General features: G+C 67.9%; 22 protein-coding genes. 15 read left to right on the top strand and 7 right to left on the bottom strand.

Features of this window, described 5'->3' with window-relative positions; genetic code table 11:
* Positions 1 to 116: 116 nt before the first annotated feature.
* Positions 117 to 602: a DUF1203 domain-containing protein gene (locus tag LMF57_RS19290; protein ID WP_229290425.1), complete on the bottom strand. Its 486-nt coding sequence runs from the start codon at positions 600 to 602 to the stop codon at positions 117 to 119.
* Positions 603 to 873: 271 nt separating this feature from the next.
* Between LMF57_RS19290 and LMF57_RS19285 the strand changes: the two genes are divergently transcribed.
* Genes LMF57_RS19285 through LMF57_RS19275 form a run of 3 tightly spaced genes read left to right on the top strand, consistent with a single transcriptional unit; the run spans position 874 to position 4,324 of the window.
* The gene (locus tag LMF57_RS19285) at positions 874 to 2,400 is read left to right on the top strand and encodes an alpha/beta hydrolase (protein WP_025877567.1); all 1,527 of its coding nucleotides are present in this window, start codon (positions 874 to 876) and stop codon (positions 2,398 to 2,400) included.
* Entirely contained in the window at positions 2,397 to 3,143 is a 747-nt protein-coding gene (locus tag LMF57_RS19280; protein WP_117311700.1) for an ATP-binding cassette domain-containing protein, read from the top strand. Before LMF57_RS19285 ends, LMF57_RS19280 begins: the two co-directional genes overlap by 4 nt.
* Complete coding sequence (locus LMF57_RS19275) at positions 3,140 to 4,324, top strand: ABC transporter permease (RefSeq protein WP_093819457.1); 1,185 nt, start codon at positions 3,140 to 3,142, stop codon at positions 4,322 to 4,324. The genes LMF57_RS19280 and LMF57_RS19275 overlap by 4 nt, the downstream gene beginning before the upstream one ends.
* Before the next feature lie 72 nt (positions 4,325 to 4,396).
* On the opposite strand, the gene LMF57_RS19270 is transcribed toward LMF57_RS19275, so the two are convergent.
* Positions 4,397 to 5,200 (bottom strand): helix-turn-helix transcriptional regulator, encoded by an 804-nt coding sequence (locus LMF57_RS19270; protein WP_229291412.1) that lies wholly within the window; start codon positions 5,198 to 5,200, stop codon positions 4,397 to 4,399.
* Positions 5,201 to 5,275: 75 nt separating this feature from the next.
* On the opposite strand from LMF57_RS19270, the gene LMF57_RS19265 reads away from it, so the two are divergent.
* On the top strand, positions 5,276 to 5,530 hold the full coding sequence (locus LMF57_RS19265) for a hypothetical protein (protein WP_025877559.1): 255 nt from the start codon (positions 5,276 to 5,278) through the stop codon (positions 5,528 to 5,530).
* 74 nt (positions 5,531 to 5,604) lie between these two features.
* Here the strand turns inward: LMF57_RS19265 and LMF57_RS19260 are convergent, their stop codons facing one another.
* Together LMF57_RS19260 and LMF57_RS19255 are read right to left on the bottom strand one after the other, a co-directional pair.
* A complete protein-coding gene (locus LMF57_RS19260) occupies positions 5,605 to 6,612 on the bottom strand; it encodes an energy transducer TonB (RefSeq protein WP_025877557.1) in 1,008 nt (335 codons plus the stop codon).
* A 201-nt stretch (positions 6,613 to 6,813) separates the two neighbouring features.
* The gene (locus LMF57_RS19255) at positions 6,814 to 7,440 is read right to left on the bottom strand and encodes a TIGR00645 family protein (protein WP_032976840.1); all 627 of its coding nucleotides are present in this window, start codon (positions 7,438 to 7,440) and stop codon (positions 6,814 to 6,816) included.
* Positions 7,441 to 7,553: 113 nt separating this feature from the next.
* Here LMF57_RS19255 and LMF57_RS19250 point away from each other — a divergent pair, with 113 nt between their 5' ends.
* The 4 genes from LMF57_RS19250 (at position 7,554) to LMF57_RS19235 (ending at position 13,040) form a co-directional block, all read left to right on the top strand.
* On the top strand, positions 7,554 to 8,243 hold the full coding sequence (locus LMF57_RS19250; protein ID WP_229290424.1) for a glutathione binding-like protein: 690 nt from the start codon (positions 7,554 to 7,556) through the stop codon (positions 8,241 to 8,243).
* Between the two features lie 157 nt (positions 8,244 to 8,400).
* Positions 8,401 to 10,626 carry a DPP IV N-terminal domain-containing protein gene (locus LMF57_RS19245; RefSeq protein ID WP_229290423.1) on the top strand — a complete coding sequence of 742 codons (2,226 nt, stop codon included), beginning with the start codon at positions 8,401 to 8,403 and terminating at the stop codon, positions 10,624 to 10,626.
* A 25-nt stretch (positions 10,627 to 10,651) separates the two neighbouring features.
* Positions 10,652 to 11,167: a cytochrome c oxidase assembly factor Coa1 family protein gene (locus tag LMF57_RS19240; RefSeq protein WP_229290422.1), complete on the top strand. Its 516-nt coding sequence runs from the start codon at positions 10,652 to 10,654 to the stop codon at positions 11,165 to 11,167.
* 76 nt (positions 11,168 to 11,243) lie between these two features.
* Complete coding sequence (locus LMF57_RS19235; RefSeq protein WP_229290421.1) at positions 11,244 to 13,040, top strand: DUF885 domain-containing protein; 1,797 nt, start codon at positions 11,244 to 11,246, stop codon at positions 13,038 to 13,040.
* Positions 13,041 to 13,116: 76 nt separating this feature from the next.
* On the opposite strand, the gene LMF57_RS19230 is transcribed toward LMF57_RS19235, so the two are convergent.
* Positions 13,117 to 13,575 carry a hypothetical protein gene (locus LMF57_RS19230; protein ID WP_025877548.1) on the bottom strand — a complete coding sequence of 153 codons (459 nt, stop codon included), beginning with the start codon at positions 13,573 to 13,575 and terminating at the stop codon, positions 13,117 to 13,119.
* Between the two features lie 181 nt (positions 13,576 to 13,756).
* Here LMF57_RS19230 and LMF57_RS19225 point away from each other — a divergent pair, with 181 nt between their 5' ends.
* From LMF57_RS19225 to LMF57_RS19210, 4 genes are all read left to right on the top strand, one after another.
* Positions 13,757 to 14,005, top strand: coding sequence for a hypothetical protein (locus LMF57_RS19225; RefSeq protein ID WP_032952021.1), 249 nt, complete (start codon positions 13,757 to 13,759; stop codon positions 14,003 to 14,005).
* A 123-nt stretch (positions 14,006 to 14,128) separates the two neighbouring features.
* On the top strand, positions 14,129 to 15,046 hold the full coding sequence (locus LMF57_RS19220) for a bestrophin family ion channel (protein WP_208081776.1): 918 nt from the start codon (positions 14,129 to 14,131) through the stop codon (positions 15,044 to 15,046).
* Positions 15,047 to 15,065: 19 nt separating this feature from the next.
* Complete coding sequence (hemB, locus tag LMF57_RS19215; RefSeq protein WP_025877543.1) at positions 15,066 to 16,055, top strand: porphobilinogen synthase; 990 nt, start codon at positions 15,066 to 15,068, stop codon at positions 16,053 to 16,055.
* Positions 16,056 to 16,088: 33 nt separating this feature from the next.
* The gene (locus tag LMF57_RS19210) at positions 16,089 to 16,358 is read left to right on the top strand and encodes an SHOCT domain-containing protein (protein WP_025877541.1); all 270 of its coding nucleotides are present in this window, start codon (positions 16,089 to 16,091) and stop codon (positions 16,356 to 16,358) included.
* A gap of 1,443 nt (positions 16,359 to 17,801) precedes the next feature.
* Here the strand turns inward: LMF57_RS19210 and LMF57_RS19205 are convergent.
* Complete coding sequence (locus LMF57_RS19205; RefSeq protein ID WP_208081633.1) at positions 17,802 to 18,665, bottom strand: PD40 domain-containing protein; 864 nt, start codon at positions 18,663 to 18,665, stop codon at positions 17,802 to 17,804.
* Between the two features lie 48 nt (positions 18,666 to 18,713).
* On the opposite strand from LMF57_RS19205, the gene aroE reads away from it, so the two are divergent.
* From aroE to dinG, 3 genes are all read left to right on the top strand, one after another.
* Positions 18,714 to 19,559 carry a shikimate dehydrogenase gene (gene aroE / locus LMF57_RS19200; RefSeq protein WP_229290420.1) on the top strand — a complete coding sequence of 282 codons (846 nt, stop codon included), beginning with the start codon at positions 18,714 to 18,716 and terminating at the stop codon, positions 19,557 to 19,559.
* A 3-nt stretch (positions 19,560 to 19,562) separates the two neighbouring features.
* Complete coding sequence (locus LMF57_RS19195) at positions 19,563 to 19,913, top strand: hypothetical protein (protein WP_032976849.1); 351 nt, start codon at positions 19,563 to 19,565, stop codon at positions 19,911 to 19,913.
* Between the two features lie 152 nt (positions 19,914 to 20,065).
* Complete coding sequence (dinG, locus tag LMF57_RS19190; RefSeq protein ID WP_025877533.1) at positions 20,066 to 22,168, top strand: ATP-dependent DNA helicase DinG; 2,103 nt, start codon at positions 20,066 to 20,068, stop codon at positions 22,166 to 22,168.
* A 40-nt stretch (positions 22,169 to 22,208) separates the two neighbouring features.
* Here the strand turns inward: dinG and LMF57_RS19185 are convergent, their stop codons facing one another.
* Entirely contained in the window at positions 22,209 to 22,820 is a 612-nt protein-coding gene (locus LMF57_RS19185) for a hypothetical protein (protein WP_222388169.1), read from the bottom strand.
* Positions 22,821 to 22,832: the final 12 nt, after the last annotated feature.

Raw genomic sequence — 22,832 nt, 5'->3', positions numbered from 1 at the left:
CAATGCCGATCCGTGACTACGTGTGTGAAGCCCTTCCCGCAGGCTTCACGCCACACTGAACGAATACGCTGGTGGTCACGCCTGCGGCGCGGCGACGATCACGTTCCCGTGCAGCGTCATTGACGCGGGTGGCCGACCCGATCCACCTGGCACGAAAAGCATCCATGTCCTGCGTTGTGCAGCTGCACGAAGGCCACCGTCGTATCGGCGAACAGCCGGTCCAGGTGCGTGGCAACCTCGGTGCCCTGGCAGACCAGGCCGCTCAGCATGAAGTCCGCGCTGTCATAGGCGCGCACCGAGATCAGCCGACGCTGCACGTAGGCAGGTACCACGCCCGCTGGCAGCACGCAGCGGGTTGCACCGCGCTGCACGAAGATCGGGCCCGAGGCGCGGTAAGGCGAATGCGTGGCCAGGTGTGTGTAGGGCAGCAGAAGCAGTTCTGAACCGGCAGGCGCGTCGGTCAGGCTGACCCTGCAGGGGTAGCCGCCGCTGTCGCCGGCGCGCCGGCGCACGATTCCCCGCGCGGCCAGCGCATCGTCGCTGGATTCGAAAAGCGCCTCGAACGGCTGGTGGTCGATGCCACTGAGTTGCCACGGATGCATGGAGTGTCTCCCGGTTCTGCGCGCATTCTGCCGGCGCCACGGGCCACCTGCTCGCCATTTTCCGCCACCTCATCGCGCTGGCCGATACCGCCCTGTACCGGGCAAAGGCCGAGGGTCGAAACCGCTTGGTGGCCGTGCCGACGCCGGCCCAGGACATCCGCCTGTCGCCGTCAGCGTCCGGCGCGTGTAAGTTGGGTCACATTCGATTGGTCACATCTGCCGCGACAGACCGTCGTGGTGGACAGGAACGTTCCCAGGGGAATCACGCACGATGCAAAGACACCATTTCGCGCGGGCCGGGTTGCTGGCCAGCATGCTGATTGCCGGCTGCAGTGCGCCACCGCAGGCAGGATCCGACGGCGCGGGCGATACACCCAGCCGCCGCTATGGCCAGATCGATTTCCGCCCCTGCACGCTGGCCACCGAAGGCGCCAATGCCAACGTCGAGGCGCAGTGCGCGACGTTCCAGGTGCCCGAAGACCGGAGCAGGCCGGATGGCCGCAGGATCGATCTGCGCGTGGCCTGGCTGGAGTCGGGCAACAGCGGTTCGGGCCTGCCGGACCCGGTGTTCTTCCTGGCCGGCGGACCTGGCCAGGCGGCCAGCGAGGTGGCCGTCATCGTCGATACGGCACTGCGCCAGGTGCGCAAGCAGCGCGACATCTTCCTGATCGACCAGCGCGGCACCGGCGGCTCCAATCCGCTCAGCTGTCTGGGCGCGGACGGCAAGGAGCTGCCGATGGATGAAGACGCTGCGCCCAGCGAGGCACTGCTGCGCGAGTACGCGGAGCGCTGCGCCGCGTCGCTGAAGGGCCGTGCCGACCCGCGCTTCTATACCACCGCCGAAGCCATCGCCGATCTGGACGCGGTACGCCAGGCGCTGGGCGCCAACACGCTGAACCTGGTCGGTGGCTCGTACGGCACCCGCGTTGCCCAGCGCTACGCGGCTGCGTACCCGCAGCACACCCGCAGCATCGTGATCGATGGCGTGGTACCGAACGAGCTGGTGGTCGGCGGCGATTTCGCCACGACTTTCGACAACGCGATCACCCTGCAGTCCGAGCAGTGCCGCAAGGATGCTGTCTGCAGCAAGCGCTTCCCGGTCGACACCCGTGCGCAGCTGCGCAGCGTGGTGGAAACCCTGCGCCGCGCGCCGGTCACGGTCGACTACCGCGACCCCGGCACCAACGCACCGCGGCAGGAGGTGCTGACCCCGGACAGCGTGGTCGGCCTGGCGTTCGCCTTCTCCTACGTACCGCAGTACTCCTCGCTGTTGCCGCTGGTGCTGGATGAAGCGGCACAGGGTCGCTATGCACCACTGGCGTCGCTGGCGCGCGGTGCGACCCGCAGCATGGATTTCCAGATCAACCGCGGCATGCAGTGGTCGGTGATCTGCAGCGAAGACGCTCCGCGCTACCAGGCGCCGGTCGAAAGCAGCGACAGCCTGGTCGGCCCGGAAGTGGCGCGCGCGTTCTTCGCCGCCTGTCCGGTGTGGCCGCACCAACCGGCTGCGGCGGCGGCGGCAGTGCCGCTGCACAGCGACCTGCCAGTGCTGCTGCTGTCGGGCGAACTGGACCCGGTGACGCCGCCGCGTTACGCCGAACAGGTGCTCAAGGGCCTGCCGAAGGGACGCGCGCTGGTTGCCCGCGGCCAAGGCCACGGCACCCTCACCGCCGGCTGCATGCCACGCCTGCTCGGCCAGTTCATCGACACCACCGATGCCAAGGCGCTGGATGCCAGCTGCCTGGACACGCTGAGCTACGTGCCGGCGTTCACCTCGTTCAACGGATGGGCCCCATGATCGTCGCCGATAACCTGCACAAGGCCTTCAATACCCGCACCGGTCGCATCCAGGCGGTGGCCGATGTCGGCTTCCGCGCCGAGGATGGCCGCATCACCGGCCTGCTCGGGCCGAACGGCGCCGGCAAGACCACCACCATGCGCATGCTGTACACGCTGATGACGCCCGATGAAGGCAGCATCACCGTCGATGGCATCGACGCGGCCCGCGATCCGGTGGAAGTGCGTCGCCACCTCGGCGTGCTGCCGGATGCACGTGGCGTCTACAAGCGGCTGACCGCACGCGAGAACATCGCCTACTTCGGCGAGCTGCATGGCCTGTCCGCGTCGCGCATCCGCGAACGTATCGAGGTGCTGTCGCATGCGCTGGACATGGCCGACATCCTCGATCGGCAGACCGATGGCTTCTCGCAGGGTCAGCGCACCAAGACCGCCATTGCCCGCGCGCTGGTGCACGACCCGCGCAACGTGATCCTTGATGAACCCACCAACGGCCTGGACGTGATGACCACCCGCGCGCTGCGCCGCTTCCTGCTGGGCCTGCGCGAGGAAGGGCGCTGCGTGATCCTGTCCAGCCACATCATGCAGGAGGTCGGTGCGCTGTGTGACCACATCGTGATCATCGCCAAGGGTACGGTGATGGCCGCCGGCGGTGCCGATGAACTGCGCGCGCAGTCCGGCGAGCCCAACCTGGAAGATGCGTTCGTGAAACTGATCGGCAGCGAAGAGGGCCTGCACGCATGAGCATGATGTCGACCCTGATGACGGTGATGCGCAAGGAACTGCGCGACCTCTCGCGTGACCGCCGCACCCTGCTGCTGACCCTGCTGTTCGGCCCCGTGCTGTACCCGCTGCTGATCCTGGGCATGGGCAAGCTGGCGGAAAGCCGCGTGCGGATCCAGATCGAACAGCCGCTGCAGATCCCGACCATCGGTGCGGAGAATGCGCCGAACCTGGTGCGCTTCCTGGCGGCGCAGGGATTGAACGCCGCGCCGGCACCGAAGGATCTGGCCGAAGCGATCCGCTCGCAGGAGATCGACGTGGCCCTGCGCATCAGCCCGGAGTTCGGCAAGGACTGGGCCGATGGCAAGCCCGCGCTGGTGGAAGTGATCCGTGACAGCACCCGTCGTGCCGCCGAAGTGCCCAGTGCGCGCCTGCAGGCGGCCCTGGCAACCTACAACGGCCAGGTTGGTGCGCTGCGGCTGATGGCGCGTGGCGTCGACGCACAGGTTGCACGACCGCTGGATGTGGCCACCCAGGACATGGCCAGTGCCGAGGCCAAGCGCGGCATGATGCTGTCGATGCTGCTGCCGGTGCTGCTGACGCTGACCTCGTTCATCGGTGGCGCCTACCTGGTGATGGATGCCACTGCCGGCGAGCGCGAGCGGCAATCGCTGGAACCGCTGCTTGCGACACCCGGGTCGCGCAGCGCCATCGTCAGCGGCAAGATCGCCGCCGCCTGCGTGGTCGGCTTCGCCTCGTTGCTGCTGACCTTGATCGCGTTCAAGGCCAGCGCACAGATCGCGCCCGGCAACGTCGGCCGGCAGCTCAACATGAACATCGGCTCGATGCTGCAGATGCTGCTGGTGATGGTGCCGATGCTGCTGATCGGCACCTCCTTGCTGACCTTCCTCTCGGCCGCGGCCAAGAGCATGAAGGAAGCACAGAGCCACATGACCTGGCTGGTGCTGCTGCCGATGCTGCCCGGCTACGCGCTGATGGCTTACCCGGTGAAGAGCGAGCTGTGGCAGTACGCGGTGCCGTTCCTGTCGCAGAACCAGATGCTGCTGAAGGTGATCCGCCACGAGGTGATCAGCCCGACCATCTGGGTGATCTACCTCGGCGCCAGCCTGGCGCTGGCCGCCGTGCTGTGGTTCGCCGCCGTGCGCCGTTACCACAACGAGCGGCTGGCGATTTCCGGCTGAGCGTAACCGGTAGCGCCGGGCCACGCCCGGCGGATGTGAAACGAGGCCCGGTCATTCCGGGTCTCGTGCATTTCAGCGCCGTGAAGCGCTTCCGTCTGCATACCGCGCCGGCGTCACTCCCATCTCGCGCTTGAATACTGCGATGAAGGCGCTGGCCGTGTCGTAGCCCAATGACAGCGCCACGGTGGTGACGGATTCACCGGCCAGCAATCGCGGCAGGGCCAGCAGCACGCGCAGGCGCTGCCGCCAGCGGGTCAGGGTCATGTTCGTTTCGGCCTGCCAGCGGCGGGCGAGGCTGCGACTGGACAGGTCGCTGGCGGCTGCCCAGTCCTCGACGGTGCGGGTGTCATGTGGCACACGTGCCAGGGCGGCGGCGATGCGGCGCAGGCGGCGGTCACCGGGTTGCTGCAGCGCAAGTGGCAACGGCGTGCCTGCAGCGATCTCATCGGCGATCACCCCGGCCAAGCGCTGTTGCCGCGCATCCAACGCCTGCCCGCACCAGTGCAGTGCCCGCGGCACTGCCACCTGCAGCAGGTCGCTGGGCTGGAAGATGCGGGGTGCGGTGGGCAGTCCCGCGCAGGACTCCTTGTTGAAGTACAGGCTCCAGCCATCGAAGCTGCCGATGCTGGAAAGCGCATGCGGGTGCTGCGGCGGAAGCCATGCCACGTGCCCGGCCGGAAGCAGCCAGTGGGTGTTGCCCACCTCGATCCGCAGCAGACCCGTGTGGGCACCCAGCAGTTGCCCGCGCGCGTGCTGGTGGCGGGCGGTGCGCCGTGAACCCGGCATCGCCAGCTGCGCGCCGAGCAGGGCCGGACCGCCGCTGGCCTCAGCCAACGCAGGGTCGATCAGTGGTGTCTGCAATGTCTGTTCTGCCATATCCATTGGCAGTTATACGGCAGAACCGCCGGTGGTGAGCGTCGACACTGGGCGCCCACCTCCCAGGAGCACGCCATGCAGCCGCACGACATCCTTCCCGACCACCAGAACGAGGTGCAGGTGAACGGCCTCACCGTACGCAAGGGCAGCGTCGGCGCCTTTCTCGCCACCGTGCGGGAGTGGCAGGACCCAGCCCGTGATGCCGACCTCCGTGCCGCCGCCGAAGCTGATCTGCGCGGCCTGCTGCCCGGGCTGCACGCGCTGGGCCTGTTCCAGGTGCTGAGCGCGCGTGATCCTGCGCTGCAACGGCTGATCGACAGCGCAGCCTGAAACGCACAAGGCCCGGACATGCCGGGCCTTGCTCCAGAACCGCCGGGCGCGGCCCGGCGCTACCGCCTTGGGCATCAGCCGCCCGGTGCGAACACCAGCGTGCGGCGGGTGGTGACCGGGGCCGTGACCGGCTCGAAGCGCCAGCGCTTGACCGCGTTGAGCGCTTCGCGATCAAAGACACGCGATGGCGTGGCGCGCAGTACGCGCGCATTGGTCACCGAGCCGTCGGTGCCGACGGTGATCTCCACCAGGACTTCGCCGGAGGTACCCGAACGCAGTGCTTCGGCCGGGTAACGCGGGGCTGGCGTGCTGACCGGGCGCAGGCTTGGCGCAGCGGCGGTCGCGGCCTGGCGGGCGGCGTTGGCCTGCTGCGCAGCGGCCTGCTGCTGCTTCTGCTCGGCATCGCGACGCGCGGCAGCCTGGCGCTCGGCTTCCTGGCGCTCGCTGTCACGGCGGGCAACGTCCTGCTGCGCAGCAATCTGCTTGGCCGCCTCGGCTTCCTTGGCACGCTGTTCGGTCAGGCGCTGCTGCTCGGCCAGCTGCTTGGTGCGGTCTTCAGCGTCCTTCTTGACCTTCTCGGTCTCGTCTTCGGTGCGCTTGGCGGCAACCTGCACGCCCTTGGTCAGGCCTTCCTTCAGGCGCGGCAGGGCCGGGGCCGAGGCATCAACCTTTTCGATCAGGGCGACCAGCCGCTGCGCTTCAGTGAAATCCTCGCGGCCCAGATGCTGCTCGGCGGCGATCAGGGTGTACGGCAGAAGATCGGTCAGCGCGCTCTTCACCGAGGCATCGTCCGGCGTCTTGTCGCGCAGTGCCAGGTAGTACTCGATGGCATTGTCGCCGGCCGGGGCGTACATGCGGTTCTCGCGCAGTGCCTGGCTGGCCGATTCGCGCAGCTGCTCGGTACCCATCGACTGCACCTTGGCGGCCACTGCCGGTGCGGCTGGTGCTGCAGCGGCGGGGGCAGCGGCACCCTGCGCGGCCGGAGCCGGTGTTTCATCCTTGCCCGAGCAGGCAGCCAGGGCCAAAGCCAGAGCGACCGGCAACCACCGGCGCGCGGCAGCGATCATTGCGACGTGCGACATCCTGCTCCCCTCTAAGAAGACGACGTTACGAAAAACGTGGATACGCATGGCCGGGACGCAAGGTCCGGGCGTGGCGGGGGACGTTTCCCAGCGTCACCGTCGCCTGTAGCGAGGGTGCAATCTAGCATCCCGGCCTCACCTGCGCACAAGGGCAGGCGTAGCGGGCCGGTGGCGGCACAGGTACCGCCACCGGGATTGGGATCAATGGACGGCAGACTTGCCGTGGCTCTCAGCCTTGTCGTGGCTGCCGGACATCAGCTTGTCGGTCCACGCGATGCCGATGGCGGACAGGATGAACACGCAGTGGATGATGGTCTGCCAGAGGACGCCGTCGGCCGTCAGCATCGAGCAGCGCGCCACGCCGATGTTGGCGGCAGCCACGCTCATCTGCTCCGGGGTACACAGCGGGATACCGCCCAGCGCGCCGGTGGCGATGAACGTCTTCAACAGATGGATCGAGGAGATGCCGATGATCGCCATCGCCAGCTTCACTTTCAGCACGCTGGCGTTGACGTGGCTCAGCCATTCCGGCTGGTCCGGGTGGCCTTCCAGGCGCAGGCGCGAGACGAAGGTTTCATAGCCGCCGACGATCACCATCACCAGCAGGTTGGAGATCATCACCACATCGATCAGCCCCAGCACGATCAGCATGATCTGCTGCTCGCCCATCGACACCGAGTGCGAGATCAGGTGCCACAGTTCCTTGCCGAACAGGAACACATAGACGCACTGCGCCACGATCAGGCCCAGGTACAGCGGCAGCTGCAGCCAGCGCGAGGCGAAGATCAGGGTGGACAGCGGGGAGAGCGGCGGACGGTTTGCACTCATGCGGAGGATGCTGCGTTTCGGGGGAGCGGCGAGGTTACCGGCCCGCCATGACGGTGCCAAGCCAACGCACGCACTAGACTTCAGGTTCCTTTCCGTACCCCAGAGCCGCCGCCATGATCGACCTGTATTACTGGCCTACCCCGAACGGCCACAAAGTGACCCTGCTGCTGGAAGAAGCCGGCCTGGAGTACCGCATCCACCCGGTCAACATCGGTTCGGGCGACCAGTTCAAGCCGGAATTCCTGGCCATTTCCCCCAACAACAAGATGCCGGCCATCGTCGACCACGCCCCGGCCGACGGCGGTGCGCCGCAGAGCGTGTTCGAGTCCGGTGCGATCCTGCTGTACCTGGCCGAGAAGACCGGCCGCTTCCTGCCGGCCGACCCACGTGGCCGCGTCACCACCCTGGAATGGCTGTTCTGGCAGATGGCCGGGCTGGGCCCGATGAGCGGGCAGATGGGCCACTTCAATGTGTACGCGCCGGAGAAGATCCCGTACGCGATCGAGCGCTACGACAATGAAGTGCGCCGCCTGCACGGGGTGATGGACAAGCGCCTGGCCGAGCACACCTTCCTGGCCGGCGAGGAGTACACCATCGCCGACATGGCCAGCTACCCGTGGGTTGGCGCCTACGACAAGCTGCCGGCGGACTTCGACGCATTCCCGAACCTCAAGCGCTGGCACCAGGCCATCGCCGCCCGCCCGGCGACCCAGCGCGCCTATGCGCTGCGCCAGCAGGTCAACCCGGACGCAGGCAAGCCGCTCAGCGACGAAGAGCGCAGGCACCTGTTCGGCAAGCGCTGACCCGGGACGGTGGGTGCCGACCGTTGGTCGGCACGCATTATGGGAAGACCTCATGGGCAGAAGGTCATGCTGTCTTCCAGCACCGGCTTGGTTAGGATGGACGCTGACCGTCCCGCGCCTGTCGCGGTGGCGGACCTGCCGTTTGCCGGGACCCTCCATGCGCCATCTGTTCGCCTCGCTCGCCCTCATGCTTGCCACCAGTACCGTCGCCCACGCTGAAAAACTCACCCTGGAAGCCATCACCGGTCCGCTGCCGTTGTCCGGCCCGACCCTGATGAAGCCGAAGGTGGCGCCGGATGGCTCACGCGTGACCTTCCTGCGCGGCAAGGACAGCGACCGCAACCAGCTGGACCTGTGGAGCTATGACATCGGCAGCGGCCAGACCCGCCTGCTGGTGGATTCGAAGGTGGTGCTGCCCGGCACCGAAACCCTCAGCGACGAGGAAAAGGCCCGCCGCGAGCGCCAGCGCATCGCCGCCATGACCGGCATCGTCGACTACCAGTGGTCGCCGGACGCGCAGCGCCTGCTGTTCCCGCTGGGCGGCGAGCTGTACCTGTACGACCTCAAGCAGGAAGGCAAGGCCGCGGTGCGCCAGCTGACCCACGGCGAAGGCTTTGCCACCGACGCCAAGCTGTCGCCCAAGGGCGGCTTCGTCAGCTTCATCCGCGGCCGCAACCTGTGGGTAATCGACCTGGCCAGCGGGAAGCAGATGCAGCTGACCGGGGATGGCAGCACGACCATCGGCAACGGTGTCGCCGAGTTCGTCGCCGACGAAGAGATGGATCGGCATACCGGCTACTGGTGGGCACCCGACGATTCGGCCATCGCCTACGCCCGCATCGATGAAAGCCCGGTGCCGGTGCAGAAGCGTTACGAGGTCTATGCCGACCGCACCGATGTGATCGAACAGCGCTACCCGGCCGCCGGCGATGCCAACGTGCAGGTGAAGCTGGGCGTGATCTCGCCGGCCGAACATGCGCAGACGCAGTGGATCGACCTTGGCAAGGAACAGGACATCTACCTGGCCCGCGTCGATTGGCGCGATCCGCAGCACCTGAGCTTCCAGCGCCAGTCGCGCGACCAGAAGAAGCTCGACCTGGTGGAAGTCACCCTGGCCTCGAACCAGCAGCGCGTGCTGGCCCACGAGACCAGCCCGACCTGGGTGCCGCTGCACAACAGCCTGCGTTTCCTCCATGACGGCAGCGTGCTGTGGTCGTCCGAGCGCACTGGCTTCCAGCATCTGTACCGCATCGACAGCAAGGGCAAGGCCACCGCGCTGACCCACGGCAACTGGTCGGTGGATGAACTGCTGGCGGTGGATGAAAAGGCCGGCCGGGCGTACTTCCGTGCCGGCATCGAATCGGCGCGCGAAAGCCAGATCTACGCCGTGCCGCTGCAGGGTGGCCAGCCGCAGCGCCTGTCGAAGGCGCCAGGCATGCACAGCGCCAGCTTCGCGCGCAACGCCAGCGTGTACGTGGACAGCTGGTCCAACAGCAGCACGCCGCCGCAGATCGAACTGTTCCGCGCCAATGGCGAGAAGATCGCCACCCTGGTCGAGAACGATCTGGCCGATCCCAAGCATCCGTATGCACGCTACCGCGACGCGCAGCGCCCGGTCGAATTCGGCACGCTCACCGCGGCCGACGGCAGGACGCCGCTGAACTACAGCGTGATCAAGCCGGCCGGCTTTGATCCGGCCAAGCGCTACCCGGTGGCGGTGTACGTGTATGGCGGCCCGGCCAGCCAGACCGTCACCGACAGCTGGCCCGGCCGTGGCGACCATCTGTTCAATCAGTACCTGGCCCAGCAGGGCTATGTGGTGTTCTCGCTGGACAACCGCGGCACCCCGCGCCGCGGCCGTGACTTCGGCGGCGCTCTGTATGGCAAGCAGGGCACGGTGGAAGTGGCCGACCAGCTGCGCGGCGTGGCGTGGCTGAAGCAGCAGCCGTGGGTGGACCCGGCGCGCATCGGCGTGCAGGGCTGGTCCAACGGCGGCTACATGACCCTGATGCTGCTGGCCAAGGCGTCGGACAGCTACGCCTGTGGCGTGGCCGGCGCACCGGTCACCGATTGGGGCCTGTACGACAGCCACTACACCGAGCGCTACATGGACCTGCCGTCGCGCAACGATGCCGGTTACCGCGAAGCACGCGTGCTGACCCACATCGAGGGCCTGCGTTCGCCGCTGCTGCTGATCCACGGCATGGCCGACGACAACGTGCTGTTCACCAATTCGACCAGCCTGATGAGCGCGCTGCAGAAGCGCGGCCAGCCGTTTGAACTGATGACCTATCCGGGTGCCAAGCACGGCCTGTCCGGTGCCGACGCACTGCATCGCTACCGCGTTGCCGAAGCTTTCCTGGGGCGTTGCCTGAAACCTTGATCATCCTCCGGGAAGGAGCCCGCCCATGACCCTGCCGCCGCCGATTCCTGCGCCCTCCACCCTGGCTTCCGGCTGGTGGTGCCGGCATTGGCGTTGGGCGATGCCGTTGGCGGTGCTGCTGTTCCTGGCCGCACTGGGCGGCGCCATCGCCTGGAGCGTGCTGCGCTGGACCGAGGCAGCGCACGACAGTGCGCCGATGCGCGAGGCCATGCGCCGTGCCGGCTGCAGCGTCGAACTGGTGCAGGTATTCGGCGAACCGCTGCAGGCCGGCACGCTGCCGCTGGGCAGCATGCAGACCGCCATCAACGGCGAGCGCGACGTTGGCCTGACCGTGGCGCTGGAAGGGCCGCATGCGCACGGCCGCCTGTTCGTGAAGGGCACCCGCAGCGACGACGTGTGGGATTACCCGGTGATGTACGTGCTGGCCGAAGACAAGCAGACCTTCGACCTGAGCGCGCTGGATGATGCCGAGGCGGCCGGCGAATGCGAACTGCAGGCCTGTCGGGAGCGTGGCGAATGCGCGCTGACGGCAGCGCTGTAGATGGCGTGACCTCCGGCCGATTGTCGCCACCGCCGTGAGCGCGTAGGGTGCGGGCAACCCTGTCCTGGAGTGCTCCATGAAGCCGATCGCGCTTGCCATCGCCCTGGCCCTGACCGCCGCCCCGCTGCTGTCGGCCCCACCGGCCCTGGCCGCACCGGCCGCCAAGGCCTCCACGCCGGCCAGCCCGGCCTGGGTCGCGCGCAGCAATGCGCTGGCGCAGATCCTGCTGGATGCCCAAGGCCCGTTCCAGCCCGAGGAGACCGGCTTCTTCGGCGTGCCCGGCTACGACGACAAGGTCGCCGACCTCGGCCCGGACAACGACCAGCGCTACCGCGCCGCGATGGCCAAGGCCCGCGACGAACTGAAGGCCAAGCTGGCCAGCGAGAAGGATCCCAACGTCCGCCAGGACCTGGAGATCATGATCGCCGCCGCCAACCAGAGCATCGAAGGCAGCGAGCTCAACCAGAAGTACCTGCTGCCGTGGCGTGATGCGCCGCAGAGCGTGTTCAGCGGCCTCAACCTGCTGCTGTCCGACCAGGTGCCGGCCGAGCGCCGGGCCAAGGCGGTCGATCGCCTCAAGGCGTATGCGGGCCTGCAGCCGGGCGGCACCGCGTTCACCACGCTGGCCCGCCAGCGCTACGAAGAGCGGTTGAAGGACAGCACGCTGCTGCAGCCGACGAAGATCGAAGTGCAGCAGTCGCTGGACAACGTCGAGACCTACATCACCGGCATCGAGTCGCTGCTGAAGAAGTACCAGGTCGCTGGTGCCGACGAGGCGATGAAGGCGCTTGCCGCACAGATGAAGGACTACGCCGCATGGACCCGCAAGGAGGTGCTGCCGAAGGCACGTGCCGATGCGCGCCTGCCGGCTCCGCTGTACGCCTACCAGCTCAAGCAGGTCGGCATTGATATCGACCCGAAGCTGCTGATGCAGCGCGCGCAGCTGGAGTTCATGGAAACCCGCTCAGCGATGCGCCAGCTGGCGCCGCTGGTGGTGAAAGAGAAGGGCCTGAAGGTCAGTGATCCGAGCGACCCGGTAGCGGTGATCCGCGCGCTGAAGGGAGAGAAGATTGCCGATGACCAGCTTGAAGGCCACTACCGCAAGGTGATCGATGCCATCGATCCGTTGATCCGCGAACACCGCATCGTCGACGTGCCGCAGCGCGCGATGCAGATGCGCCTGGGCTCGGCCGCCGAAAGCGCTGCCAGCCCGGCACCGCACTTCCTGCCTGCGCCGCTGGTCAACAACACCGGGCAGCAGGGCACCTTCGTGCTGCCGCTGGGCAACCCGGCTGCCGGTGCGGGTGCGCAGTACGACGACTTCAACTTCGGTTCGGCGGCCTGGACGCTGAGCGCGCATGAAGGCCGCCCGGGCCACGAACTGCAGTTCACCGCGATGGTCGAGCGTGGCGTGTCGCTGGCGCGCACGATGTTCGCGTTCAATTCGGTGAACGTGGAAGGCTGGGCGCTGTATGCCGAGGCGGAGATGGTGCCGTACGAGCCGCTGGACGGGCAGATGATCGCGCTGCAGTTCCGCCTGTTGCGTGCCGCCCGCGCGATGCTGGACCCGATGCTCAATCTCGGCCTGACCGACCGTGCCAACGGCGAGCGCGTGCTGATCGAGCAGGTGGGTCTGTCCAAGGCGATGGCCACCCAGGAACTGGACCGCTACATGGTGCGCATGCCGGGCCAGGCGGGCAGCTACTTCTACGGCTACACCCGCATCCTCGAACTGCGCATGCAGACCGAGCTGGCACTGGGCGCAAAGTTCGACCGCCTGGCGTTCAACAACTTCCTGCTCGACCAGGGCCTGTTGCCGCCGGACCAGCTGGCCGAAGCCGTGCAGCAGCAGTTCGTTCCGAAGTACCGGTAGCGCCGGGCCACGCCCGGCGAGCGCAGCGGAAGAGACGCCGGGCATGGCCCGGCGCTACCCGCGGTGACGCCGCCGCTCAGCGCTGCGGGGTGATCGTCTGCGTCGGCAGGCGTGCCGGCGGCGCCGGATCCGGTACCCAGATCGCCACGCCGGCGGCGCGCTTCTGCGTCGTCGGTATGCCGATGCCCACGCCGCCGCCCACGTGCGAACCGTAACTGCCGGCACCCACCGACATGCCGACCGGTGAGCCGCTGCTGCCCACGCCCATCAGGATCACGCCGTTGGCACCCAGTGCAGCCGCTTCGCGCTTGAGGCGAGCCACGGCGGCATCAGTCTGGCCCTGCGTGCCGAAGCCCACCGCCGAAGACGATTCCAGCTGGGCGATTTCCTGCGAACCGGCGGGCGGCGTCGAATAGATCTGCACCTGGGACGGATCGATCGGCGCGCGGGCGCGGCCCAGCATGACCTTGGAGGTACTGGCGCAACCGGCAACGGTCAGCAGCATGGCCGCCAAGGCGACCCAACGGATGTTCATGGCGTATACCCCTGTAGGACTGGTTTGGATCATCAGCCGGGCACTCTGAATCGGCGCCAACATCGAGGCTCGACCCATGGCCGCACGCTAGCACGGGGCCGGTGAGGCTGACGGCAACGGCGGTAGGCGGCGCTGCCGGGAACGGCTATGGTTGGCGCATGAACAACCACGGGAGGGCGCTATGGGTGTGATCAGTCTGTTGTGGGGCGTGCTGGCGCTGCTGTGGATGATCCTGGCGTTGATACCGCTGCTGGGCTGGGGCAACTGGTTCCTGATCCCGTTCGCCGCGGTCGGCGCGATCATCGCCGCGCTCGGCATCCTGTTCACCCACCCCAGCAAGCGCGGCCGCGCCTGGACCGGGCTGATCCTGAACGGCATCGTGGTGGTGGTCGGCATCCTGCGCCTGGGGCTGGGCGGCGGCGTGATCTGAGCCGGCCGGGCCGGTGCGACCGGGCGTCGCAGGGACACGGCCGCCGGCCGGGCAGGGAGTAGAATGGGCGGCTGCGCGAGCCCCCCGCGTGCCTGTCGAACCGCGCCCTGCGCGGCTGCTCCCATGATCATTCGTTCCCGTCCCCACGGCTGGCAACTGCTGTACATCCTGCGTGGCTCGATCGTTCCGGCCATCGCGCCGAAGGTGCTGGCCATCCTCGTCCTGTCCATCGCGGTCGCCGCGGTGGTGGAACTGGCGCCGCCGATCGGCATCGAGCGCGTCTCGGTCACCCCGTTCACCCTGCTCGGCCTGGTCCTGTCGATCTTCCTCAGCTTCCGCAACAGCGCCTGCTACGACCGCTGGTGGGAGGGCCGCAAGCTGTGGGGCCAACTGGTCTTCGAATCGCGCTCGCTGGCGCGGCAGGTACAGGTGCTGCTGGCCGACGACGCACCGCGCCGCCAGCGCATCGGCTACCTGACCACCGCCTTCGCCCATGCACTGGCCGCGCGCCTGCGCGCCCGCGACGTCGCGCTGGCGGCGGTGCCATGGCTGGGCGAGGAGCAGCGCGGGCAGCTCGCCCAGCGCGGGAACGTGCCCGATGCGTTGCTGGCGATGATCGCCGCCGAACTGGCCCAGGTCCGTCGCGCCGGCACGCTCGATTCCATTCTTTACGTCCAGCTGGAAGAGCGCCTGCACGCGATGTCCTCGATCCAGGCTGGCTGCGAACGCATCCTGACCACCCCGCTGCCGTTCGCCTACACCCTGCTGCTGCACCGCTGCGCGTGGATGTTCTGCGTACTGCTGCCGTTCGGCCTGGCCAGCTCGCTGGGCTGGGCCACGCCGGTGCTGTCGGCGGTGCTGGCCTACGCCTTCTTCGGCCTGGACCAGCTGGGTGAAGAAATGGAAGACCCGTTCGGCCTGGAGCCGAACGACCTGCCGCTGGACGCGCTGGTGCGCACCATCGAGATCGACCAGCTCGACGCCCTCGGCGAACGCCCGTTGCCCGCACCCCTGCTGCCGCAGGGCTACCTGTTGCAATAGCCACTCCCCGGAGCCTGCCATGCCTCATCCCCATTACCGCCCGCGGCGCATGCGCCATGACGAATTCTCGCGCCGCCTGATGCGCGAGAACACGCTGACCACCGACGACCTGATCTATCCGGTGTTCGTGCACGAACCGGCCGGCCGCGTTGCGGTGCCGTCGATGCCGGGCGTGGAGCGGCTGTCGATCGAAGAGCTGCTGAAGGTGGCCGAGGAAGCGCTGGAACTGGGCATCCCGGTGATCGACCTGTTCCCGGTGCTGGATGCCTCGCAGAAGTCGCTGGACGCCTCGGCGGCGTGGGCCGAGGACGGCCTGGCGCAGCGTGCGATCCGCGCGCTGAAGTCGCGCTTCCCGGAGCTGGGGGTGATGACCGACGTAGCCCTGGATCCGTACACCACGCACGGCCAGGACGGCATCATCGATGACAAGGGCTACGTGCTCAACGACATCACCGTCGAAGCGCTGGTCAAGCAGTCGTTGTCGCATGCCGAGGCAGGCGCGGACATCATTTCGCCGTCGGACATGATGGATGGCCGCATCGGTGCGATCCGTCGTGCGCTGGACGCCGACCACCACCTCAACGTGCGCATCATGGCCTACTCGGCCAAGTACGCGTCGGCGTTCTACGGTCCGTTCCGCGATGCGGTGGGCAGCGCGGCCAGCCTCGGCAAGGCCGACAAGAAGACCTACCAGATGGACCCGGCCAACGGTGACGAGGCGATGCGCGAGATCGCGCTGGACCTGGAGGAGGGCGCGGACATGGTGATGGTCAAGCCGGGCATGCCGTACCTGGACCTGGTGCGGCGGGTGAAGGAAACCTTCGGGGTTCCGACCTTCGCTTACCAGGTCAGTGGCGAGTACGCGATGATGAAGGCGGCGTTCGCCAACGGCTGGCTGGACGAGCGCGCCTGCGTGCTGGAATCGCTGCTGGGCTTCAAGCGTGCCGGCGCCGATGGCGTGCTGACCTATTTCGCGCCGCAGGTGGCGCGTTGGCTGCGCGAGCGCTGACAATAGCGCCCACGACGGACGGAGGAACACGCGATGGGACCTGAAATGGGTTGGATGCAATGGCTGATCTGGGGCACCGGTACGCTGGTGTTCGGGGCCATCATCGTCGGCGTGTTCGTTGCCGCCTGGCGCGCCGCGCGGCGCCCGCCCGAGCAGCTCTCCGCTGCCGCCCGGGTCGCCCGCGAGCAGGCCGTGCCGGAAAGCGTGCAGGCCGAACTGGCCGCCCTGAACCGGCGCAAGGACAACGGCCAGCTCAGCGAAGCGGAGTACGAACAGCAGCGCGCGAAGGTGCTGTCGCGCTGAGCGCCGTGGCCCGGGACCCGGGCCATCCACGCATGGCGTGGATCTACTGGTAGTCGCCAACCTTGGTTGGCGGTTTTGTTTCTGTGTCGACCAAGGTCGGCACCTACCGGAGCGGGGGAGCGGTCGGTGTCCACCGAACCATCATCCACGCATGGCGTGGATCTACCGGTAGTCGCCAACCTTGGTTGGCGGTTTTGTTTCTGTGCCGACCAAGGTCGGCACCTACCGGAGCGGGGGCGGCCGGTATCCACCGAACGCTCATCCACGCATGGCGTGGATCTACCGGTAGTCGCCAACCTTGGTTGGCGGTCTTGTTTCTGTGCCGACCAAGGTCGGCACCTACCGGAGCGGGGGCGGCCGGTATCCACCGAACGCTCATCCACGCATGGCGTGGATCTACCGGTAGTCGCCAACCTTGGTTGGCGGTCTTGTTTCTGTGCCGACCAAGGTCGGCACCTACCGGAGCGGGGGAGCGGTCGGTGTCCACCGAACCATCATCCACGCATGGCGTGGATCTACCGGTAGTCGCCAACCTTGGTTGGCGGTTTTGTTTCTGTGCCGACCAAGGTCGGCACCTACCGGAGCGGGGGCGGCCGGTATCCACCGAACGCTCATCCACGCATGGCGTGGATCTACCGGTAGTCGCCAACCTTGGTTGGCGGTCTCGTTTCTGTGCCGACCAAGGTCGGCACCTACCGGAGGGGGCGGCCGGTATCCACCGAACGCTCATCCACGCATGGCGTGGATCTACCGGTAGTCGCCAACCTTGGTTGGCGGTCTTGTTTCTGTGCCGACCAAGGTCGGCACCTACCGGAGCGGGGGCGGTCGGTATCCACCGAACGCTCATCCACGCATGGCGTGGATCTACCGGTAGTCGCCAACCTTGGTTGGCGGTTTTGTTTCTGTGCCGACCAAGGTCGGCACCTACCGGAGGGGGGGTCGGTATCCACCGAACGCTCATCCACGCATGGCGTGGGTCTACCGGTAGTCGCCAACCTTGGTTGGCGGTCTTGTTTCTGTGCCGACCAAGGTCGGCACCTACCGGAGGGGGCGGTCGGTATCCACCGAACGCTCATCCACGCATGGCGTGGATCTACTGGTAGCCGCCAACCTTGGTTGGCGGTTTTGTTTCTGTGCCGACCAAGGTCGGCACCTACCGGAGCGGGGGCGGCCGGTATCCACCGAACGCTCATCCACGCATGGCGTGGATCTACGGGTAGTCGCCAACCTTGGTTGGCGGTCTTGTTTCTGTGCCGACCAAGGTCGGCACCTACCGGAGGGGGCGGTCGGTATCCACCGAACGCTCATCCACGCATGGCGTGGGTCTACCGGTAGTCGCCAACCTTGGTTGGCGGTCTTGTTTCTGTGCCGACCAAGGTCGGCACCTACCGGAGGGGGGGGCGGTCGGTATCCACCGAACGCTCATCCACGCATGGCGTGGATCTACTGCATGCACCCGGGCACTGCCGCCACCTTCGGCACGGCCAGCCGGTATACATCCACGCCACCGGCGCGGGGCGACTTCGCCGCGCTGCTGGCCACCATCATTTCGCCCGGCTTGGCGTTGTCGACCACCGGCGTGCCGGTCCAGCCGCTGGCCTGGTTGAACGACAGTCCGATCGGCTGCGGCGCAGCGCCCGTCCATGCACAACCGCTGGTCCAGACCTGCGCGGTGTCACCGCTGCCCCGGCTGAAGGCCACCGCGCCAGCGCTGCCCAGCCAGTCGCCATCGGTTTCATCGGCGGGGCTGTTCAATGCCTGCAATGCCGTCGCCGGGCCTCGCACGCCCTGCGCGTCCAACGAGGCCACGAACAGGTCCCAGCCGGCACCACGGCCCTGCTGGCGGGCAAACAGCAGCTGTCGCCCGTCCGCGCTCAATGCCGGCCCGCGCTCTTCATGGCGGCCGCCATCGCCTGCCAGCGCTTGCGGCGCCCCCACGCTGCCATCGGCGGCGATCGCCGCCCGGTACAGCCCCGACCGGCCCTCGCGGCCTGCGGCGAACAGCAGCCAGCGGCCATCGCGGCTGAAATACGGATCGCGCACCTCGCCGGACACCGCCAGCGGCAATGCCTGCGCCTGCTGCCAGCGGCCGTCGACCACGCGCGCCTGCCACAGCCCCCAGCCGGCCTCGCCACGGCGGGCGAAGACGATGCGCTGGCCATCGGCGCTGATCGTGGCCCGGCCTTCATCGGCACGGCTGGAGACCACGCCCATGCCTTCGATGCCGTACTCGTTCAACGCCATCGCCACCGGGGCAGAGAGTAGACTGGCGGCGAGCACCAGCAGGGTCGGGGCGATACGCATCATCCAGGTCCATGCACGAAAGAGCACCAGTCTAGCCAGCTTGAGGATTCCATGACCGATCGTTACGCCGTCTTCGGACACCCCGTCGCCCACTCGAAGTCGCCGCAGATCCATGCGGCGTTCGGTCGCCAGGAAGGCATCTCCCTCGACTACCGCAGCATCGATCTCGCCCCGGACGCATTCCTGGCCGGGCTGGAGGCGTTCGCCTTCGAAGGCGGTGTCGGTGCCAACGTCACCTCACCGCACAAGGAAGCGGCGTTCTCGGTGTGCACTACGCTGACCGCACGCGCGCGCCGCGCCGGCTCGGTCAATACCCTGCTGCGCAAGGGCGACCGCTGGCACGGTGACACCACCGATGGCATCGGCCTGGTGCGTGACCTCACCGACCGCCACAGCCTGGACCTGCGCGGACGCCGCGTGCTGCTGCTGGGCGCCGGTGGTTCGGCGCGCAGCGTCGCTCCGGCGCTGCTGGATGCCGGCATCACCGAACTGGTGGTGGTCAACCGCACGCCGGAACGTGCCGATGAACTGATCGATGCCATGGGCGAGCCGGGCCGCGCGCTCAGCCGCTACTGGGACGATCTGCGCGACCTCGGCGATTTCGAGCTGATCCTCAACGCCACCTCGGCCGGCCGCGATCGCGACGCCGAGTTCAAGCTGCCGCTGTCGCTGGTCAATTCGATGACCACGGCCGTCGACCTGAACTACGGCGAAGCCGCCATCGCCTTCCTGGCCTGGGCGCGCGCCGCGCAGTGCCGCAACACGGTCGATGGCCTGGGCATGCTGGTCGAGCAGGCGGCGGAGAGCTTCCTGCAGTGGCATGCCGTACGCCCGCAGACCGACGAGGTCTACCAGCAGCTGCGCGCTGGTGCCGGCGCCTTCGCCGGGCAGGACTGATCGATGGATACCCAGGCGCTGATGGTCTCCCTGCTGACCATGGTCGGCGTGCGCCTGCCGGTGCTGATTGCCCTGTGCGTCGGCCTGGTCTGGGTGATGGGCGCGCCGCGCGATCCGGCACGTACCGGTGCGCTGACCGGCCTGCTGCTGTTGCTGGCGTCCAGCATGGGCAGCCTGCTGGCCAACCTGGTGCCGATGTGGATGGTCAGCAACGGTGACTTCGGCGCGATCTCGCAGCTGAGCACCGTGCTGGGCGTGGTGCACTTCGGCCTGGCGATGCTGGATGCCGTCGGCACGGTCCTGCTGGTCTGGGCACTGGTACGGTTGCTGCGGCAGCGCACCGCTACACCCTGACTCCGATGGCGGCCTTGGCCGCGTCGGTAGTGTTGCGGGGCGCGCATCCAGCCATCGCGCGACGCGGCTGACCCTGTTCAGCGCCCGCGCCTCGGAGCCCGTGGCCGGCCATGCGACAATGGCCGGCCTGACCCCGCTACGGTAGTTCTGGCGTGACCGAAACCGTCGCCGCTCCACGCAAGCTCGATGACACCTTGAAGGACGCGATCCGCAAGGCGTACACGACGCTGCAGGCCAACACCCCCGGCTTCTCCACCCGCCGCTCGCAGAGCCAGATGATCGGCGTGGTGTCGCGTGCGCTGTCCACCAGCGGTGGCGTGGGCGTGGTCGAGGCGCCGACCGGCGTTGGCAAGAGCCTGGGCTACCTGACCGCCGGGGTGCCGATTGCCCTGGCCAGCAAGAAGAAGCTGGTGATCAGCACCGGTACCGTGGCGCTGCAGTCGCAGCTGGTCGAGCGCGATATTCCGAACTTCCTCAAGGCCACCGGCCTGGAGGCGACCGTTGCCCTGGCCAAGGGCCGCACCCGCTATCTGTGCACGCGCAACGCCGCCGAGGCGCACGGCGAGGGCGCGCAGAACGGCATGTTCGAGGACGAGCAGCCGCTGTTCGACCGCCCGCTGGCGCCGATCGAGATGGACATCGCCAAGCGCCTCACCGTGGCCTTCACCAGCGGCAGCTGGGACGGCGACATCGACAACGCACCGGAAACCATCAGCCCCGGCCTGCGCAGCCGCATCACCACGCCGGCCTCAGGCTGCGCGGGGCGACGCTGCGCGTACTCGGCGCAGTGCGCGGTGCTGCGCTCGCGCAACACCGTGCGCGATGCGCAGATCGTGGTCACCAACCACGCGCTGCTGCTGTCGGCGCTGTCCATTGGTGACAGCGACAACGGCCAGCCGATGATCGCCGCGCCGTCGGACATGCTGCTGGTGCTCGACGAAGGCCACCACGTGGGCAACGTGGCCATCGACCAGGGCGCGGCCAGCCTGGCATTGGATGAAATGGCCAAGCGCACCGGCCGCCTGCAGATTCTGATCGCCGGTGCCTACCGCGCGGTCGACAAGGATCGCCTCGGCAACCTTCTGCCGAACGAAGCCATCGACGCGGCCAGCAACGTGGCCAAGGGTCTGCGTGCGTTCCGCGACCACGTCGAGGCGGTATGGATGCCGGCGCCGGCCGACGAGGAGCCGATGTGGCGCGCGGCCAACGGACGCCTGCCCGAGGCCTGGCGCGAGCCGATCGAGGCGCTGGCCGACGATACCCGCAGCCTCTACAACTGGGCGCACGCGGCCACCGCGCAGGTCGCCAAGGGCAAGCCGGACGATCCGGCGCGCGAGCGCCTGCAGCGCAACCTCGGCATGGCTCTGGAGATGATCGAGCAGCAGTACAACCTGTGGCAGGTCTGGCGCCGCGAGGACAAGGAAGGCGCGCCACCGATGGCACGCTGGGTGACCGCCACCCGCGATGGCGACCTGGTGCTGCATGGCTCGCCGGTGTCGGCCGCGCACGTGCTGCGCAAGCTGTTGTGGGATGAAGTGGACTCGGTGGTGATGACCTCGGCGACGCTGACCGGTGGCGGCGACTTCCAGGCGCTGGCGATCGACAACGGCATCCCCGAAACCGCCGAGATGGTCTCGCTGTCCTCGCCGTTCGACCTGCCCAACCAGGCCGAGCTGATCGTTCCGCCGTTCCCGGTCACGCCCGATGACCGCGAAGGCCATCCGCGCGAAGTGGCGCGCTACATCGGCAAGGAACTGGACTGGACGAAGGGCTCGATGGTGCTGTTCACCTCGCGCTGGAAGATGGAGAAGGTGGCGGGCCTGATGCCGGCCGCCAAGCGCAAGCAGGTGCTGGTGCAGGGCGAGATGTCGAAGACGCGCATGATCGATGAACACCTGCGCCGTGTCGCCGCCGGCGAGGGTTCGGTGCTGTTCGGGCTGAACTCGTTCGGCGAAGGCCTGGATCTTCCCGGCGAGGCCTGCACCACGGTGGTGATCACCCAGGTGCCGTTCGCGGTGCCGACCGATCCGCAGACCGCCACCCTGAGCGAATGGGTGGAAGCGCGTGGGCTCAATGCGTTCAACCTGATCGCGATCCCGCATGCGCTGCGCACGCTGACCCAGTTCGCCGGCCGCCTGATCCGCACCTCCACCGACACCGGGCGGGTGATCATCCTCGACTCTCGCCTGCTGACCCGCCGTTACGGCAAGCGCATCATCGACGCGCTGCCGCCGTTCAAGCGCACCATCGGCTGAGCCCGCACTGGTAGCGCCGGGCCATGCCCGGCGGAGAGCCTCAACCGCCTTCCGGCTTCCGGCAGGCCGGGTTGCCCATCGCGTTGTGGTAATCGCGGTCGAAGCAGCGCAGGAAGGCATCGAGCACATCGAGATTCGGCGGCCAAGGGGCATCCACCTGCTGCCCGCCTTTGGTAGTGAAGTGGAAACGACCGTTCTTGATGTTCTCCGCCATCGTGGGTGGCGTCGGTATCGCGACCAGCGCGGCACGTGCCTTTTCCAGTCCGCTGCGATCACGCCGCAGGAACGCGATCGTGCCGTCCACGTAGGCGTTCCAGTAGCCGGGGTCGGTGTCCTTCGGCTTGTAGGTGCGCTGCATCAGCGCAATCGCCTGCGCGGTTTGCCCAAGCTCCGCGCGCAGCTGCCCTTCGTGCCAGATGAGGGTGGTGTTGCCCGTCGCCTTGGGCAATGCCGCATACGCGGCCAGCAGGTCCGCGGCTTCCTGGGTGCAGCCGCGATCGGCCAGCGGGCGCCAGCCCCCGTCCATGTCCTGGTCGAACATGCCCGGTTCCATCGCCAGCATCGCCGCGCGGTCGTAGCCGCAGTCAGGAGCCTGCGGCGGTTCGGCGCTCGCGCCCATGGCCACGGCCAGGGCGAGGAAAAGCGGCGTCATCACAACCTCCGT

The organism is Stenotrophomonas sp. SI-NJAU-1 (assembly GCF_020883215.1).
In the GTDB taxonomy this organism is placed as follows: Bacteria; Pseudomonadota; Gammaproteobacteria; order Xanthomonadales; family Xanthomonadaceae; genus Stenotrophomonas; species Stenotrophomonas indicatrix.
Note: the sequence above shows the minus strand (reverse complement) of the source record. Positions and strands in the feature narration are given on the sequence as shown.

Bases quoted from the DNA above. Each gene is read 5' to 3' on its own strand.
- LMF57_RS19290 (WP_229290425.1), bottom strand. From the start codon at position 602: ATGCATCCGTGGCAACTCAGTGGCATCGACCACCAGCCGTTCGAGGCG.
- LMF57_RS19285 (WP_025877567.1), top strand. From the start codon at position 874: ATGCAAAGACACCATTTCGCGCGGGCCGGGTTGCTGGCCAGCATGCTG.
- LMF57_RS19280 (WP_117311700.1), top strand. From the start codon at position 2,397: ATGATCGTCGCCGATAACCTGCACAAGGCCTTCAATACCCGCACCGGT.
- LMF57_RS19275 (WP_093819457.1), top strand. From the start codon at position 3,140: ATGAGCATGATGTCGACCCTGATGACGGTGATGCGCAAGGAACTGCGC.
- LMF57_RS19270 (WP_229291412.1), bottom strand. From the start codon at position 5,200: ATGGCAGAACAGACATTGCAGACACCACTGATCGACCCTGCGTTGGCT.
- LMF57_RS19265 (WP_025877559.1), top strand. From the start codon at position 5,276: ATGCAGCCGCACGACATCCTTCCCGACCACCAGAACGAGGTGCAGGTG.
- LMF57_RS19260 (WP_025877557.1), bottom strand. From the start codon at position 6,612: ATGTCGCACGTCGCAATGATCGCTGCCGCGCGCCGGTGGTTGCCGGTC.
- LMF57_RS19255 (WP_032976840.1), bottom strand. From the start codon at position 7,440: ATGAGTGCAAACCGTCCGCCGCTCTCCCCGCTGTCCACCCTGATCTTC.
- LMF57_RS19250 (WP_229290424.1), top strand. From the start codon at position 7,554: ATGATCGACCTGTATTACTGGCCTACCCCGAACGGCCACAAAGTGACC.
- LMF57_RS19245 (WP_229290423.1), top strand. From the start codon at position 8,401: ATGCGCCATCTGTTCGCCTCGCTCGCCCTCATGCTTGCCACCAGTACC.
- LMF57_RS19240 (WP_229290422.1), top strand. From the start codon at position 10,652: ATGACCCTGCCGCCGCCGATTCCTGCGCCCTCCACCCTGGCTTCCGGC.
- LMF57_RS19235 (WP_229290421.1), top strand. From the start codon at position 11,244: ATGAAGCCGATCGCGCTTGCCATCGCCCTGGCCCTGACCGCCGCCCCG.
- LMF57_RS19230 (WP_025877548.1), bottom strand. From the start codon at position 13,575: ATGAACATCCGTTGGGTCGCCTTGGCGGCCATGCTGCTGACCGTTGCC.
- LMF57_RS19225 (WP_032952021.1), top strand. From the start codon at position 13,757: ATGGGTGTGATCAGTCTGTTGTGGGGCGTGCTGGCGCTGCTGTGGATG.
- LMF57_RS19220 (WP_208081776.1), top strand. From the start codon at position 14,129: ATGATCATTCGTTCCCGTCCCCACGGCTGGCAACTGCTGTACATCCTG.
- hemB (WP_025877543.1), top strand. From the start codon at position 15,066: ATGCCTCATCCCCATTACCGCCCGCGGCGCATGCGCCATGACGAATTC.
- LMF57_RS19210 (WP_025877541.1), top strand. From the start codon at position 16,089: ATGGGACCTGAAATGGGTTGGATGCAATGGCTGATCTGGGGCACCGGT.
- LMF57_RS19205 (WP_208081633.1), bottom strand. From the start codon at position 18,665: ATGATGCGTATCGCCCCGACCCTGCTGGTGCTCGCCGCCAGTCTACTC.
- aroE (WP_229290420.1), top strand. From the start codon at position 18,714: ATGACCGATCGTTACGCCGTCTTCGGACACCCCGTCGCCCACTCGAAG.
- LMF57_RS19195 (WP_032976849.1), top strand. From the start codon at position 19,563: ATGGATACCCAGGCGCTGATGGTCTCCCTGCTGACCATGGTCGGCGTG.
- LMF57_RS19185 (WP_222388169.1), bottom strand. From the start codon at position 22,820: ATGACGCCGCTTTTCCTCGCCCTGGCCGTGGCCATGGGCGCGAGCGCC.